The organism is Geofilum rubicundum JCM 15548, from assembly GCF_000974365.1.
Classification (GTDB): Bacteria; Bacteroidota; Bacteroidia; order Bacteroidales; family Marinilabiliaceae; genus Geofilum; species Geofilum rubicundum.
Genome location: NZ_BAZW01000007.1, coordinates 16,539 through 32,643, shown reverse-complemented (window position 1 = coordinate 32,643; position 16,105 = coordinate 16,539). Strand labels below are relative to the sequence as shown.

The 16,105-nt window shown below is 48.2% G+C and carries 15 protein-coding genes; 9 read left to right on the top strand and 6 right to left on the bottom strand.

Features of this window, described 5'->3' with window-relative positions:
* Window positions 1-70: 70 nt before the first annotated feature.
* Entirely contained in the window at window positions 71-1,609 is a 1,539-nt protein-coding gene (locus JCM15548_RS05460; RefSeq protein ID WP_062123384.1) for a YifB family Mg chelatase-like AAA ATPase, read from the bottom strand.
* A 101-nt stretch (window positions 1,610-1,710) separates the two neighbouring features.
* On the opposite strand from JCM15548_RS05460, the gene JCM15548_RS05455 reads away from it, so the two are divergent.
* The 8 genes from JCM15548_RS05455 (at window position 1,711) to JCM15548_RS05425 (ending at window position 8,169) form a co-directional block, all read left to right on the top strand.
* A complete protein-coding gene (locus JCM15548_RS05455) occupies window positions 1,711-2,037 on the top strand; it encodes a hypothetical protein (protein WP_062123082.1) in 327 nt (108 codons plus the stop codon).
* Entirely contained in the window at window positions 2,003-3,910 is a 1,908-nt protein-coding gene (gene mutL, locus JCM15548_RS05450; protein ID WP_227625510.1) for a DNA mismatch repair endonuclease MutL, read from the top strand. The genes JCM15548_RS05455 and mutL overlap by 35 nt, the downstream gene beginning before the upstream one ends.
* A 79-nt stretch (window positions 3,911-3,989) precedes the next feature.
* Window positions 3,990-4,760, top strand: a complete 771-nt coding sequence (locus tag JCM15548_RS05445; protein ID WP_062123078.1) for a rhomboid family intramembrane serine protease — start codon at window positions 3,990-3,992, stop codon at window positions 4,758-4,760.
* 9 nt (window positions 4,761-4,769) lie between these two features.
* Window positions 4,770-5,675 (top strand): rhomboid family protein, encoded by a 906-nt coding sequence (locus JCM15548_RS05440; RefSeq protein WP_062123073.1) that lies wholly within the window; start codon window positions 4,770-4,772, stop codon window positions 5,673-5,675.
* A gap of 15 nt (window positions 5,676-5,690) precedes the next feature.
* Window positions 5,691-6,365, top strand: a complete 675-nt coding sequence (locus JCM15548_RS23140) for an exonuclease/endonuclease/phosphatase family protein (protein WP_227625509.1) — start codon at window positions 5,691-5,693, stop codon at window positions 6,363-6,365.
* Complete coding sequence (locus tag JCM15548_RS23135) at window positions 6,272-6,832, top strand: endonuclease/exonuclease/phosphatase family protein (protein ID WP_227625520.1); 561 nt, start codon at window positions 6,272-6,274, stop codon at window positions 6,830-6,832. Before JCM15548_RS23140 ends, JCM15548_RS23135 begins: the two co-directional genes overlap by 94 nt.
* Before the next feature lie 22 nt (window positions 6,833-6,854).
* Entirely contained in the window at window positions 6,855-7,649 is a 795-nt protein-coding gene (locus JCM15548_RS05430; protein WP_062123070.1) for a thymidylate synthase, read from the top strand.
* A gap of 22 nt (window positions 7,650-7,671) precedes the next feature.
* On the top strand, window positions 7,672-8,169 hold the full coding sequence (locus JCM15548_RS05425) for a dihydrofolate reductase (RefSeq protein WP_062123068.1): 498 nt from the start codon (window positions 7,672-7,674) through the stop codon (window positions 8,167-8,169).
* 137 nt (window positions 8,170-8,306) lie between these two features.
* Here JCM15548_RS05425 and JCM15548_RS05420 read toward each other — a convergent pair whose 3' ends face one another.
* Window positions 8,307-9,455, bottom strand: coding sequence for an MFS transporter (locus JCM15548_RS05420; protein ID WP_062123066.1), 1,149 nt, complete (start codon window positions 9,453-9,455; stop codon window positions 8,307-8,309).
* Window positions 9,456-9,576: 121 nt separating this feature from the next.
* Between JCM15548_RS05420 and JCM15548_RS05415 the strand changes: the two genes are divergently transcribed.
* The gene (locus JCM15548_RS05415) at window positions 9,577-11,100 is read left to right on the top strand and encodes a cellulase family glycosylhydrolase (RefSeq protein WP_062123064.1); all 1,524 of its coding nucleotides are present in this window, start codon (window positions 9,577-9,579) and stop codon (window positions 11,098-11,100) included.
* Between the two features lie 84 nt (window positions 11,101-11,184).
* On the opposite strand, the gene JCM15548_RS23130 is transcribed toward JCM15548_RS05415, so the two are convergent.
* The 4 genes from JCM15548_RS23130 to JCM15548_RS05400 all read right to left on the bottom strand — a co-directional run bounded on the left by JCM15548_RS23130 (window position 11,185) and on the right by JCM15548_RS05400 (window position 16,092).
* Window positions 11,185-11,553 carry a glycosyl hydrolase gene (locus tag JCM15548_RS23130; protein ID WP_227625508.1) on the bottom strand — a complete coding sequence of 123 codons (369 nt, stop codon included), beginning with the start codon at window positions 11,551-11,553 and terminating at the stop codon, window positions 11,185-11,187.
* Window positions 11,496-12,578 (bottom strand): glycosyl hydrolase, encoded by a 1,083-nt coding sequence (locus tag JCM15548_RS05410; protein ID WP_227625507.1) that lies wholly within the window; start codon window positions 12,576-12,578, stop codon window positions 11,496-11,498. Before JCM15548_RS05410 ends, JCM15548_RS23130 begins: the two co-directional genes overlap by 58 nt.
* A gap of 95 nt (window positions 12,579-12,673) precedes the next feature.
* Window positions 12,674-14,818, bottom strand: coding sequence for a glycan-binding surface protein (locus tag JCM15548_RS05405; protein ID WP_062123062.1), 2,145 nt, complete (start codon window positions 14,816-14,818; stop codon window positions 12,674-12,676).
* Window positions 14,819-14,841: 23 nt separating this feature from the next.
* Entirely contained in the window at window positions 14,842-16,092 is a 1,251-nt protein-coding gene (locus JCM15548_RS05400; RefSeq protein ID WP_157482450.1) for a glycan-binding surface protein, read from the bottom strand.
* Window positions 16,093-16,105: the final 13 nt, after the last annotated feature.

Genomic DNA, 16,105 nt, shown 5'->3' with positions numbered 1-16,105 from the left:
TGATTTGAAAATGCAAAATAAAGGCATTTTAAGCATTAAAGCTACCTTTTTATATTAAGAAACAATAAACTTACCCGGCCCAGCCCGAACGGTCGAGACTCCGGTATTGAACCGCCTCCGCTACATGGTGCGCCTGAATGTCTTCTGAACCTTCCAAATCGGCAATGGTCCGCGACACTTTTAAAATGCGATCGTAAGCCCGGGCAGAAAGATCCAGCTTCTCCATGGCATTTTTCAGCAGGCGACCGCCGGCTTCATTAGGTGTTGCAAACCGGCGCAGCATTTTGGTGCTAATCTGCGCATTACAATGAATCCCCTCGTAAGGATGATAGCGCTTATATTGAATATTCCGGGCCTTCATCACTCTGTCCCGAACCGCCAGACTATTTTCAGAAACTGGAGCTTCAGCCAGTTTTTCAAACGAAACGGGCACCACTTCCACATGCAAATCAATCCGGTCGAGCAATGGACCTGAAATGCGACTCAGGTATTTTTGAACCACACCCGGCGAACAGATGCATGCTTTTTCGGGATGGCTGTAATAACCGCAGGGACAAGGATTCATACTGGCGACCAACATCAGGCTGGCCGGATAGTCCAGCGCATAACGCGACCGGGAAATGGAAATTTGTCGATCCTCCAGCGGCTGACGCAACACCTCCAAGACCGAGCGCTTGAATTCCGGCAGCTCATCTAAAAAAAGAACCCCGTTGTGCGCCAGAGAAATCTCTCCCGGCTGGGGATGGGTCCCGCCACCGGACATGGCTGCGCTAGAGATGGTATGGTGGGGCGACCGAAAGGGCCTTTGGGTGAGCAAGGCGGCATTTCCGGCCATTTTACCGGCCACCGAATGAATCTTGGTGGTTTCCAGGGCCTCCTTCAACTGCAGGGGCGGCAAAATGGTTGGTAAGCGCTTGGCCAACATGGACTTTCCACTACCCGGACTTCCGATCAAAAGTAGATTATGGCCACCGGCCGCAGACACCTCCAAGGCTCTTTTGACACTTTCCTGACCTTTTACATCCGAAAAATCCAGGTCGCAGGTGGCCATCCCTTTTTGAAACTCGGCGTTGGTATCAACGATGGTGCGCTCCAGGCTTCCCGTTCCATTCAAAAAACCGACCACCTCACCGATATGTTCTGCCCCATAAACCTCCAGACCCTCAACCACCGCTGCTTCACGGGCATTGACACGGGGCAGAATCAGTCCTTTAAAACCCTCACTTTGCGCCCGCACGGCCATGGGCAATGCGCCCTTAATGGCTTTCAGACTGCCATCGAGCGACAACTCCCCCATCAGCATAAAATCCGCTACTTTATCGCGTGAAATTTGCTCATCACCAGCCAGAATACCAATGGCCAGGGGTAAATCGTAAGCCGACCCTTCCTTACGGGTATCGGCCGGAGCCATATTGATAACAATCCGCTTTCCGGGCCATTCGTAAGCGAACACCCTGAAAGCGGATTCGATGCGCTGCTGACTTTCCTTAACCGCATTATCGGGCAATCCGACCATAAAAAAACGGATACCCCGCGAGATATCCACTTCAATGGTGATGAGTATGGCATCGATTCCGGTTAACGCAGCTCCAAATGTTTTAACTAGCATTTTGATGTGGGTTAGAATTATTCTGCACAATTTAATAAAATTATTTATTTCAGGAAAGCCCGCCACTATTTTGTATTTTTGTAAAAAGAAATGCGATTATTATGAGGTTTACATTTATTAAGCTGCCCCAGCACAGAAAATTCAGTCCGGAACCCATTTACTACGATTCGGCCAAAGAGGAACGCCTGGAAAGAGAGCGAAATATCAGAATTGAATTGGGTTTAAAACCCCTGGACGAAGAGGAAGCCGGAAAATTCAAAGACCGGGTTAAAGGAAAAATGGGCCGTCGCATTAAGGGTCATTTTGAAGTGGCACGAAGCGCCAGAAAGAAATCAAACATCCGTTTGATTATCATTTTAATGGCTCTTATGGCCCTTTTTTATTACCTTTTACATGCCGGATACGACTGGTACAGCCAGTTTTTATAAAAAGAGACCATCGCCCATGTCGGATATTATTCAACTGTTACCCGATTCGGTAGCCAATCAAATTGCTGCCGGAGAGGTCATACAACGACCAGCCTCGGTCATTAAAGAGTTGGTTGAAAATGCCATAGATGCCGGAGCCACGGAAATTAAAGTAATCGTTAAAGAGGCAGGCCGCACCCTTATTCAGGTGATCGACAATGGTTCGGGCATGACCGAAACCGATGCGCGCATGGCCTTTGAGCGCCATGCCACCTCAAAAATAAGTGCGGCCGTGGACCTTTTTGCCCTGCGCACCATGGGTTTTAGAGGAGAAGCCCTGGCCTCGATTGCGGCCATTGCGCAGGTAGAATTAAAAACCAAAACACCGGATAATGATTTAGGTACCCACATTGAAATAGCCGGTTCCCGTATTCAAAAGCAGGAACCGATATCCTGTGATACCGGCTGTAACTTTCTGGTTAAGAACCTGTTTTTCAATGTGCCGGCACGTCGGAAATTCCTAAAAACCAACGCCACGGAATTGCGCCACATTATCCATGAATTTCAGCGCATCACTCTGGCCAATCCAAAGGTGGCCTTTGTTTTAACTCACAACGACCAGCCATTGATGAATTTACCTGCCGCCAACTACCGGCAGCGCATTGCGGGGGTCATGGGCCGACACATCAACAACCAACTCATTCCGGTCAATACCGAAGCCACGGTCATCTCCATTCACGGATTTATCGGAACCCCTCAGGGTTCCAGAAAAACGGCCGGCGACCAGTTTTTCTTTGTCAACAACCGTTACATGCGGCATCCTTATCTGCATAAGGCCGTCATGGACGCCTTTGCCAATTTGATTCAACCGGATGCCTATCCTTCCTACTTTCTTTATTTCGACATCGACCCTGAAATGATTGATGTGAATATTCATCCCACCAAAACGGAGATTAAATTCGAAGATGAAAAGCTGGTATGGAAAGTGTTGAACGCCTCCGTACGTGAGAGTCTAGGCAAACACAACATTGTGCCTTCCATTGATTTTGATACCGAAGGACAAATTGACATTCCTTCACGTGTAAACACGGAAGTTACTGCCCCGCGCATTCATGTGAATCCGCACTACAATCCCTTTGATACCGAACCCGCTCAAACCCGGGAGCGGGAGGTGACGTCCAAAGACTGGGAAAGTCTTTATCAGGGCTTCCAAACCGAAACGAATCATTTGGACACCCATGAGGAACCCGAAACCATTCTGCTGGCTTCCAGGGGCAACGACACCCCGCTGCAGGAATCATTTGTCGATAATACCGAAGACCGCCCCATTCAGGATTCGACCTATTTTCAAATAAAAAACCGCTACATATTAACCCCTGTTAAATCAGGCTTGATGGTGATTGATCAGCGCAGGGCCCATGAGCGCATTTTGTTTGAACGCTTTCTCAGCATCATACAAACCCAAAAATCAACCACCCAGCAGGTCCTCTTTGCCGAAGCCATTAACTTCAGTGCCGATGACGCGGCACTCATTCGCGACATTCAAACGGATTTGGCCGTTTTCGGCTTTGACATCAAAGAAAACCAGACCAACACCTTCACCGTGTCAGGTGTTCCTTCAGAATTTGACAAGGTCAACACCAGCCAGCTCCTCGAGGACTTGCTGGAAGCCTATAAAACGGGGGAAGTGGATGCCGCCAGTGAAGTAAAAGAACAAATGGCGGCCATAATGGCCCGCAATGCGCGTATGAAAGCTGGGGAAAGACTGTCGGGCGACCAAATGAGCCATTTGGTGGGACAGTTGTTTCAATGCAGTATGCCGGGGTATACATCGTCCGGACAAACCGTTTTTTCAATAATTGAGAATGAAGAAATGGAAAAACGGTTTAAGTAAATCAGACTTCCATTATCTTTACACAACTTAAATGGAACATTAATTGTTGGTGTTCAACAACCTTTTAGATAATTAAAAAATGAGATACGGAGCTTCACCATTCGGCGGCATGACCCCGGTCGTTAAAAACCTGCTTATTATCAATGCGCTGGTCTTTTTTGCCAGCATCATGCTCAACAGTTCTTACGGCATCCGGATAGAGGATTACCTGGGGCTGCATGTGCCCATGGCCGACAAGTTTGGTCCCCATCAGCTCATTACCTATATGTTTCTACACGCCTACCCAGGTTTTGGGCATGTTTTTTTCAACATGTTTGCCCTGTTCATGTTCGGCCGCATGCTTGAAACGACCTGGGGTTCCAAACGATTTTTAATCTACTATATGGCCACCGGTGTGGGGGCCGCAACCATTCAAATCATTACCCAGTACATTGAGATCATGCCCATGCTGCAGGACATCACCACAGCCATGAACAACCCCACCTATGATAATCTTAAGGTATTCTTCCATCTGGAACCCAACCAGACCTTAAATCCGGAGGTGGCCCGCCAATCGCTGATGCAATTCAGGACCGACTATCTCAATGCTCAGGTGACCGTTGGTGCTTCAGGGGCGGTATTTGGTATACTGTTGGCCTTTGGGATGCTCTTTCCCAATATCCGTTTGATGCTGCTGTTTCCTCCCATTCCCATCAAGGCCAAATATTTTGTCATTTTTTATGGCATCGCAGAATTGTTCCTGGGGGTGGCCAATTTTTCTTTCGACAACGTGGCCCACTTTGCCCACCTGGGCGGCATGCTTTTTGGTTTTATCCTCATAAAATACTGGCAAAAAAAAGGAATTTATTAAATTGCAGACATGTCCATAATCAGTGAAATAAAGGCATCCTTCAGACATGGAACCATCCTGACACGGTTGATCTACATCAACATAGGGGTATTTCTGGCATTTAGATTCATCCAGTTGTTCATGCTGCTGGGCGGATTTTCGCCCGACATGGTGCAACCATGGCTGGCTTTTTTCAGCATTCCGGCCGAACCAGTGCGGCTCTTAACGCACCCGTGGACGCCATTCACCTACATGTTCCTGCATTTCGATTTTCTGCACCTCCTGTTCAACGTCCTATATCTGTATTGGTTCGGACGATTGTTTATACAAATTATTGGTCCGGGCCCCTTTTTAAAGACTTACATCATTGGCGGCTTATCGGGAGCCTTATTGTATTTTCTGGCATTCAACTTCCTACCGGCCTTTTACAGTAGCTTCAACACATCCATACTGATGGGCGCTTCCGCCTCGGCCATGGCCATCTTGTTTGCAGTGGCCCGGTATCAGCCAGATTTTTCCGTCTATCTGGTACTCATAGGACCGGTCCGATTGAAGTACATCGCCCTTTTTGCGCTCATTATCGACTTAATCAGCATCTCCAATCTCAGTAACACGGGTGGTCACCTCGCCCATTTGGGCGGTGCGGCAGCCGGCCTTTGGCTGGGATGGCAATGGGCCACCAAAGGCGCCCCGGTGCATAAGATGAGCACCGCTCAACCAGGAAAATCTCCCAAAGGTCCCATTTGGCCCTTCAAAAAAAAGAGCCAACTATCGGTTACCCACAAACGCCCCATGTCTGATCTGGAATACAATGCCTTAAAAGTACGCCGCCAAAAACAAGTCGATCAAATACTCGAAAAGATAAAAATCAGTGGCTATGACAGTTTGAGCGCCACAGAAAAGAAAACCCTGTTTGAAGCCAGTAAAGAAAATTGACCACAACCCTGATTTTTGAAAACTAAAAGAACCACCAAAGCCAACAAAACTTTGAATAAATTTTTCTATTCCATATCGCTCCTGATCGTTCTTCTGGCTGCCCTCGTCCTTCTGGGCTCCATGGGTACGGCCTATTTAAGTCCGGCCAAACTGCACTTTTTAGCCTTTGCCGGCTTTGCTTTCCCGGCGCTTTGGCTCATCAATCTGGGTTTAATCATATGGCTCGTTTTTAGAAAAAGCTGGTTGATTCTGATTCCCGCCATTGCGTTAACGCTCACCTATTCGCACTGGACCGATGTGTTCCAGCTAAAAGCCCGCCAAATCGATACTGTCAGCAGTCTGCAAAAACCCATTTCGGTCATGTCCTATAACACCAGGATGTTCGATTTTTATGACCATTCCGGCCTGCCCGAAACACCTCAAAAAATATTTGACTTCATATTGGGACAAGCACCCGACATCATCTGTTTTCAGGAATATTTCACCAGCCTCAGAAGAGATGAGTATGCGCCCAATGCCATGGCGGCCAAATTCAGAACCTATCCCCACAAACGGGTGGAATATTTGCAAACGCATAAAGCAATACCGGTTACGGACTGGCCATTTTTTCCAAATATCCCATTATTGATGGTGGGGCCATTCGCTTTGACCACTCCCGAAATCTGGCCATTTTTTCAGACATCGATATAGAAGGCACCACTGTCCGAGTGTTCAATACGCATCTGGAATCCATTGGATTTAAGGATGATGATCTCAACGTTTTAGACAGTCTGGACTTCATCATGAGCAAAAGCCAGAAAGAAGGGCTACTCAACATCTCCACCAAGTTGACACGGGCCTTCAATATGCGCTCCAATCAGGCAGAAGCTTTAGCGCGGCACATCCGAAATTCGCCCTATCCGGTCATCGTATGTGGTGATTTTAACGACACACCGGTCTCCTATGTTTACCAAACCATGCGGGGGCCGCTCAAAGACGCCTTCAAGGAATCGGGCTCAGGCTTCGGAGGAACCTACAATGGCCGCTTGCCCTCCTTCCGCATCGATTATATTTTCCACGCCCCTGAATTCAACGCCTATAATTTTGAAACATTTCCGATTCAATATTCAGATCACAACCCGATATCCACCGTCATCGACCTTCAACCCGCCAAATAACAAGGATAAATAATACCATCAGATGCAGCAATATCTCAACCTGTTACAAAGAGTCATTGACGAAGGCGTACACAAGGAAGACCGTACGGGGACCGGCACCTACAGCGTGTTTGGTCACCAGATGCGCTTTAACCTTTCTGAAGGCTTTCCGCTTGTGACGACCAAAAAAATGCACTTGAAGTCCATTATTCACGAACTCCTCTGGTTCATGATGGGCAGCACCAATGTTAAATACCTGCAGGACAACAACGTCCGAATCTGGAACGAATGGGCCAAGGAAGATGGCGAACTGGGGCCCATTTATGGCTACCAGTGGCGGTCGTGGCCCGACTATCACAAAGGGCACATTGACCAAATCAAGCAGGTCATCCAATCCATTCAAAACAACCCGGATTCGCGCCGGCACTTGGTAAGTGCCTGGAACGTGGGACAAATCGATGAGATGCAACTGCCCCCCTGCCATATCCTGTTTCAGTTTTATGTGGCCAATGGGCGACTGAGCTGTCAGCTTTATCAGCGCAGCGCCGATCTGTTTTTGGGTGTTCCTTTTAACATCGCTTCCTATGCTTTGTTGACCATGATGATGGCACAGGTCACCGGACTGCAGCCGGGCGACTTTGTCCATACTCTGGGCGATGCCCATATATACAGCAACCATCTGGAACAAGTCAAATTACAATTGACCCGCGAACCGCGTCCTTTACCCACCATGACGATCAATCCGGAGGTAAAATCCATCGATGATTTTAAATATGAAGATTTTTCCCTCACCGGTTACGATCCGCACCCGCACATCAAGGGAGCCATTGCCGTATAACCATTAGAAACAACTGAAACGCATGGAAATTGCCATTGTAGTAGCCGTTGACCAACAATTTGCCATTGGGAACAAGGGCGATCAGCTCGCTTATATAAGTGCCGACCTAAAGCGGTTTAGGCAATTAACAACGGGACATGCCATCGTCATGGGACGAAAGACTTTCAAGGCCTTGCCTAAGGGCGCCTTGCCCAAGCGACAGAACATTGTTATTACCCGAAACAGCGCATTGGAGTTGACCGATTGCACGGTGGTTCACTCAGCCAAAGAAGCCCTAAGGACGGCCCGACATCAGGAAAAGATATTCATCATTGGCGGAGGTGAAATTTACAAAGCCTTTCTGCCACTGGCCACCCACCTCTATTTCACCCACATTCATCACGCCTTTGAACAGACCGATACCTGGTTCCCCGGCATTGAAGCGGAAGAATGGATCGAGACAGAAAAAACCGAAACCTTTACCGACGAAAAAACAGGCCTCCAGTACCACTACCAGACCCTGAAGCGTACAGTAAAGTAAACCCTTGTCCCGGCAGATATCAACACATCAGAACTTTTGATTCTATCCGCAGAAGTCTTTGACCCAAACTCATTTCTCTTTTTTGAGGCTTATACGCTATCTCACAGAATTCCATGTTCATATTAACAGGAAGGTATTTACGACCGCCTTTTCTGTATGGCCGCGAATAACAAAGCCACCAGAACAAAACCCGTCAACAGTATAAAACTGGCATACAACGAATACAATTCAGCCGCAAAACCCAGCACCACCGGCCCCACTAAAAAGCCCACATTGGAAGAAGCCGCAATTAAAGAGATGCCATCGGCGGCGCGGACTCCGGGCACATTAGAAGCCAGGCGGTAAATTTCCGGAACAATAATCGAGAAACCCAGTCCGATTACCAAAAACCCGGCAAACACCACCAGGGTTTGTGTGGTCAGCACCAGCGCAAAACCCAGAAGACTAAGGGCTATGGCCGACCGCAAAAGCCGCCACGATCCAAAGCGCCAACTCAGCGCATCCCCGGTAAACCGACCGACCGCCATACCGCCCGCAAACAAAGCATAACCCAGTCCCAAAAATTCTGCCTGTACCAGCACCTCCTGCTTCAGATAAAGTCCGCTCCAGTCGGCAATGGCCCCTTCCGAAGCCATCATGAGCATACCAATCAGCGCTATTAACATCAAGGGCTTCCAGGGTGTATGACGCCTTTCACCCTTCTTTCTGGCTTCACCTTTAATGGACATGTATTCGCGTCGCAAAAAAATCTGCGCGCCTATCAATAGGGCCAGTAGCACCGTTAAGTGTATCATTGGCATGCCAAAACGACCAGCCAGATAACCTCCGGTCGAAGCCCCCACAATTCCCCCCAAACTCCAAAATCCATGGCTCCCCGTCATGATGTATTTGTCCGCCAGTTTTTCAACCTCTGCCACCAACGAATTTACCGCAATGGCAAACACCGAACTCATCATACCATAATAAAACAACGCAGCTAAAAACCAATAATAGGTAGGTGCGGAAAAAATCCCGTACAAGGAGGTGCCATAAAGAATAAATCCCCAAAAAGACTGTCGTCCCACCCCCAATATATCCGTCAGTCGGTTACTCACCGGAATCATCACAAATGAACCCACTGAGCCAAAAAACAGGGCGGTCCCAATTTGCCCCTCACTGATTTGCAGTTTCTCAGCCAAAAAGGGAATATAAATGATCCATGTGCTGAAGACCAGTGCAAAGCAGGCATACAAAAAAGCAGGGGCAAAATACTTCCGCTCCTTAAAAAATATTTTTATTGAAAGCATAGGTCATAGAAAAATGTTTGCAAAGCTAAGCATTTGTAACACACAATTATTAAGAAGACACATTAAAAAGACCCTACATCCCGTCCATTATATTATCTTCGTCGAACCAAATGCTTTTACTATGACCACCTCGCCAACCATCCAAAACGCGCGACCTATAATAAGCGTCCTTCTGGTCGCTGCCATGCTTCTAATTCATGGCTGTTCTGAAGATGACCCCTTGCTTACCCCCGAAGTGGTTCCGACACCCACCGAATTCTCCTTCCCGCATGACGGAGGAACAGAAACGCTGACCATTCGAACCAACATCCCCCTCGAAATAAGCAGTCCAAATGATGCCTGGTGCACCGTAACCCCTATGGAAGCCAAATCCTCCGAGGAGCAGCAATATAGCATCAGCACCACTCCCAATGAGAACGAGGAAGTCCGCCAGACAAAAATCACCCTCCTGGGCCATCAATATGCCAGAGATCTGGTCGTTCAACAAGCGGGTCAGCCCTCCGGCCAAAACGCCGAAGCAGCCATGGCTTTTGCCCGACATCTGGGCATGGGCTGGAACCTGGGCAACCAATTGGATGCCTGGTCCAACGGAGTGGCCAACGAGACCATCTGGGGCAATGCGGCCACCACTCAGGAAGCCTTTGATAAAATAGCCGCCACCGGCATCCGGTCCGTACGCATCCCCATCACCTGGTTGGGCCACATTGGTCCGGCCCCCGACTACATCCTCGCCACAGCCTGGCTAAACCGTGTGGCAGAAGTCGTTGATTACGCAGAAACCGCCGGTCTCAATGCCATCATCAACATCCATCACGATGGCGCCGACAGCAAGCATTGGCTCAATATCAAAGAAGCCGCCACCAACGCCGAAGTCAACCAGCAAATCAAAGACCAACTCGGGGCGGTATGGACGCAGATAGCCGAAAAGTTTAGGGACAAAGACCACTTTCTGATTTTCGAAGCCATGAACGAAATCCATGACGGCGGATGGGGCTGGGGGGCCAACCTTACCGATAACGGAAAACAATATACCGTACTGAATGAATGGAATCAAGTATTTGTCGATGCCGTGCGCGCCACCGGTGGCCTTAACAGCGACCGTTACCTGGGCATACCCGGCTACGTAACCAGCCCGAATCTAACCATCCACCACATGAAGCTTCCCTCCGATGCCGTCAATAACCGATTGCTCGTATCGGTGCATTATTACGATCCCCATGAATATGCCATTGAGGACAAATACTCAGAATGGGGACACACAGCCGCCGCCGACAAAAAAGCCGAATCCGGCGATGAAGCCCATGTCCGGGAAATTTTCAGCCAGTTAAAAAATAAATACATCGACCGTGGCATCCCCGTTTATATCGGCGAAATGGGCAGCGTACACCGCAGTACCAAACGTGCGGAGGATTTTAGAAAATATTACCTGGAATACATCTGCAAAGCCGCCCGCACTTACGGCATGGCCCCCTTCTACTGGGACAACGGCAGTCCCGATACCGGCAAAGAATGCTTCGGCATCATTAACCACACCACCGGCAACTTCATCAACAACGGCCAGGAGATTGTTGAACTGATGGTCAGGGCGGTCACCAACGATGACCCCACCTACACTCTGGAAGCAGTCTACGAATCTGCGCCTTAAAAATGACCTTCAAACCCAAACTTTTTATTGCTGCGCAACACCTTCAGGTCAAAAATATAGCTGTACGAAAGATTGGCCGCCTCATCACTTTAAATCCGGCAGGTCTTCGCGCCACAGGACCGCCTCATGTGCAGCAGCATTTTTCCACCAGGAAGCAGGGGCGAATTCATGGTCTTCACCTTCAAAAGCCGCAGAGCCAGGCTCCAGTGTGCGGTTATAATCGTACCAGGGCATGAAAAAAGACCAGGTGCAACCGGCCTCCCACTGCCTGGAGAAAGTCGCCACATTTCCGAATTCGCTCAAAGTGACCATTTTATTCGGATAACTATCCTGAATGGCCTTAAACTGAGAAGCGATGTCGGTTTCGGAACCATTGTTATAAATATCCCGTCCAATCATATCCACATAGGCATCGCGGGATAAAACGGGTCGTCCTTGGTCTGGGTGGTCCATACCCACAACAAGTTATTGAGGCCCCGTGATTCAAAATACTCGAACATGTATATCCAAAGGGCCTTGTAATGGGTGGCGCCTTTGGCACCCCACCAAAACCAGGCGGTCCCGTTGTTGTATTCATAAATATTGCCGGCGGCCTCGTGCAAGGGTCGCCATATCACAGGGATGTTCTTCTCTTTGAGCAAAAGCAGATAATCCGCCATTTCTTCCAAATCGGCTTTCACCAACTCATTCTCCCAGGTACCTTCTACCAGCGCATTGGCCGCACTAAAGGTGGTTTCATCTGGCTTATAAGTATATTTAGATGGGTCATCCCTAACCGCTTCAGACTGCGGCACCACCCAATGCCAACCGGCACTGACCAATCCGTTAGCCGCCCACCAGTCCTCCAGAAATCCCGTTTGATGGTAATCAATCCAGTTGGCCGGTGAATAATTGAGATGAATATAGTCCACCGTAGCGATGGCCGGATACTTACCTGTGTGTTGTTTCACCCATTCAGCTTCGTTGACGTTCCAGCTGACGTGCGACATGGCTCCGGAAAGTGATTTGGTGCCATAGTGCTCCTTCAGAAAGTTATACAACTTAACGACCTCGGATGAGGGGTTGGAAACTGCCAAGTGCTCATCTATTGTGAAAACAACTTCCGCCTTACTTGTGAATTTAAACTCAACCGGGTTTTCCAATGACACTCCAAAGGTATTGACAACAGCCCCTGCAGGGACACGAACCACATATTCCATACCATGTTCTATCGCAACATCCAACACAATGGTCGTCATTGACACGGTGGAGACGGCGGCCTCGACGGCATGGCCATTCACCGTAATACCATGGGAGGCGGAAACTTTTACCACCTCATCAAAAGTGACCGTGACCTGGCTCTCCACCGGGACATCCATTGAACCGTTGACGGGAAAGCTGCTTTTGAACAGGGGTGCTTCATGCTTCATCTCTGACTCACTGGAACAAGCAGCCACCAACAAAAGCAAAGCAACAATAAGCTTCCAACAAAATTTCATAATTATTCCATTTTTCCAATTAGCAATAAGTGCTTCCATTATTGACAAGAGCTGCCTTAGAGGTCATCTGAGGCAGCTCTTTATTACTATAGTCCTTAAAGAAGGGTGCTCCTATTTTCTTTCAAAGCGTATATTGTCGATGCACATATTGACTGCTCCAGCGGCACCTGCGTAGCCAGACCGAAATCCGCATCGATGTTTTGCACGTTGGGTAACTGATTCGTACCCGTTCCATCCTGGTCATAAAAATCGGTCAAAGGGATGGTCACAGTATACCAACCACCCTTATTTTCAAATCCAGGAATGATGGCCCAAAAATCGCCATCCGAACCATTGAGACGGAATTTGAAATCCTGAGATTTATCTCCTAAAACATTAACATCCATCTTAATGACCCAATCTGCAACAGTTACATCCTCTGTTTTAAAGTCGTTGCGACCATTTCTCCAGAAGAAATCATTCCAGCCACCCGGCAAGTCAGCATTGATGCGGAAATAGTTGCCACTCAACATGAGGGCAGGATCTGACTCAACTGCTCCGTAACTTCCCCACCAGGAGCCCTTTGTGTCAAAATCAAAGAAGACATAGCTGGCATCCTGAACGGGATCGGTTCCTCCCAGGAAAACTTCAGGCAAACTACCCTCTTCTCCCTCATAGGTAATCATCCGGATGGTCCCCATTCCTGTGACGACCTCTTCAGGTACGTAAACTTCAATTTCAGTATCACTCTTGCTGCCATAAGCCGTGGCATAAATGTCATCAGGGAATATCAACTCCTTTATCAGAAGCAGATCTGTTCCCTGTATGGTTAAAATTTCACCAGGAACCCCTTTGGATTGCAAATAACCACTGATATCCGGCAAATTGGTTAAAACGGTGAAATCAGTGGACGAATTAACTTCGGTTCCATTCACGGTTAGAACAGTTATCGGACCACTCTCAGACCCCACATTTATGGTTACAGTCAATTCTGTTTCCGTCTGTCCACTAATATCAGCCTCGGTATCACCCAACCACACCGAAGAAACCAAATCAAGATGGGTACCGGTTAACACCACCGACTGATTAGGCTTAGCCTCTACAGGGGCAAAAGAAGCGAGTGTTGGCACCACAAACGTAAGCGCTTCACCAGAAGTGCTGGTTTCTGAAGCCGTATGCAGAACAAAAGCACCGTCGGTTGAAGTTAATGGCAGAGTCAATTCAATGGCCTCCGCTGAATGGGCCACAAAGTCTGCTGCATCGACGCTCCCATTTTGAAATTCCGCACGGGTTACCAGATCCAGATGGGTACCACTGATGGTGAAAGCTGCGCCGTTTTTAACGGTCGTGGCTGACAGGGAAGCAATGGCAGGTTTCACCAACTCCAGGGCTTCCGACTCGACTTCTACGCCGGAAAATGCCACCAATGTGATGATCCCTTCTTTGATATCGGCAGGAGTGTCTTCCACAACTATGGATGTTGTGGCATCTTCAACCACGATTTCTGCGCCGCCCGGCAAAATAACCTTATGCACCAGATCAAAATCGACACCTGTAATGGTTAAAACACCACCCGCTTTCAGAGGATTGGGTGTTACCGCTGTTATTTCCGGCAAGGTCACATCCAGCTCCTCCTCAGAATACACCCAGGCAGGAATCTCTTCTCCATCTGACAGCAAATCGGCACCATCGGATACAATTACTTTGCCCGATTGGGCCTCCATGGGGACTTTTACCTCGATTTTAGCCCGGGCCTGCGATTCAAAATCAGCTTTTAGCACATGAATACCGTCTGCAAAAATGATTTCTTCAACAATATTCAGGTAATCACCCTCAATGGTAAGCACTTCGCCTGCTTTTAAAGCCAGTGGAGCGATACCTGAAATAGAAATGGGTTCAGAATAGCCAATGGGCGTTTTCGAAGTGATCTTCCCATCCGGAGTGTTCAGGACTACCAAACCGGGCTGTGCCGTTTGAGGAATGGTGATCCTTATTTCGTAATTCCCCACCACAGTAATATCGGTAATACCTTCGGCTCCTGGCAAGTCGATGCTGGTAACCTTATCCAGGTTGGTTCCGATAAAACGCAACTCACCACCGCGAATGGCAGGGGAGGGACCGAAGGCATTCAATGCAATGGCCCCGGTATTCATCTGATTGGTGTCTGCCTTATCTTCTTCGTCACAACCGGTAAAGGCAACGCCAACGACAAGCAGGCACATCAGCAGAAATGCTGACCAACTATATCTTTTTTTGTTCATGGTTCATTATTTTGAATTAGCAATTATTCGGCCGGTACAACACGAATGTTGTCGATGGCAATCTTAGGTGAACTTGGCGCTCCTTCAATACCGCCACCATACACAAAGAAGGTGAGCCCCCCATAGTTACCTGGACCGGCTGCGCCAATCTCTCTTCCTGTGTGGTCGTATTTAAAGTCCTTCAGCGGAAAGCTGACGGTTACCCAACCATCTGTTTGGTAGGATCCTTCATCTTTCCAGGGATACCACAAGCCCCGGGGCGTTACCCCATCGGCGATATAGCTATTGGTTCCACCGGTTGAATGGGGCGTAAAAATCATTTGCAAGGCATTGCCCGACCAGGCTTCGGGTACATTGATCTCAAATTTCAACAAGGCATTGTCCAGATCGACATCAAATAAATCACCGGCAGGACGTCCATTGGCCGTACCCCACAAGTTAAATGAGAAACCATCCTCATTCCAGTCGCTTAAATCGCCCGGAATATTACCCGAGAAATAAACGTACTTTCCGTCGATGCCTTCCACCGGATCTTCCTCACGCAGCACTCCTGCGCGCCATCCGCCATTGGCATTCAAATTATCCCAATCGAGGATCATGCCACGGTCGTCACGGAACTGAAACTTGGAACGACTGGTTCCATAAATACTGGTCACATTGATATAACCTTTTTGCGCACCTTCAGGAACGATGAAACGTACCTGAGTTTTTTCAACACTCAAAATATTTTCACTCGGGACTGAAAGATTACCAGCCATGGTAATGGCCAAAGGCTCATTGGGGTCATCAATGAAATAATCTCCATACAGCACCGCCTCATCATTATCAAAGGTATACTCGTTGGAAATACGATTTACAGCAGGGGCAGGAACCAGTACCGAAAAATCATATGCTACCGTATCCGAAGCGGTGGTAACCATATAAATCTTATTGGTTACGTCTTCCGGAATATTCTTGGGCACATTCACAAAAAGCGTATTGGAGGTCACAAAACTGCTATTCAAAATGGCTTTTTGATCGTTAAAATACATCTCCCGAATACTGGTCAGGTTGTTCCCAACCAAAACAATCGTACTCTCCATAAAGGCAGCCGTTATGAGTGAGTCGGCCGACTCAGGTGCGGGCATCCGCACATAAAACACTTCTGGCCTACCGTCAGTGGCTTCATATGCATCAGGGTATTCTTCCTCACACGACTGGAAGGTAATCCCCATCGTGGTTACCAGTATTACCAGCAACCATCGACCCCATTTATTTATATCTAATAGCTTCATAAAATTTTCTTTA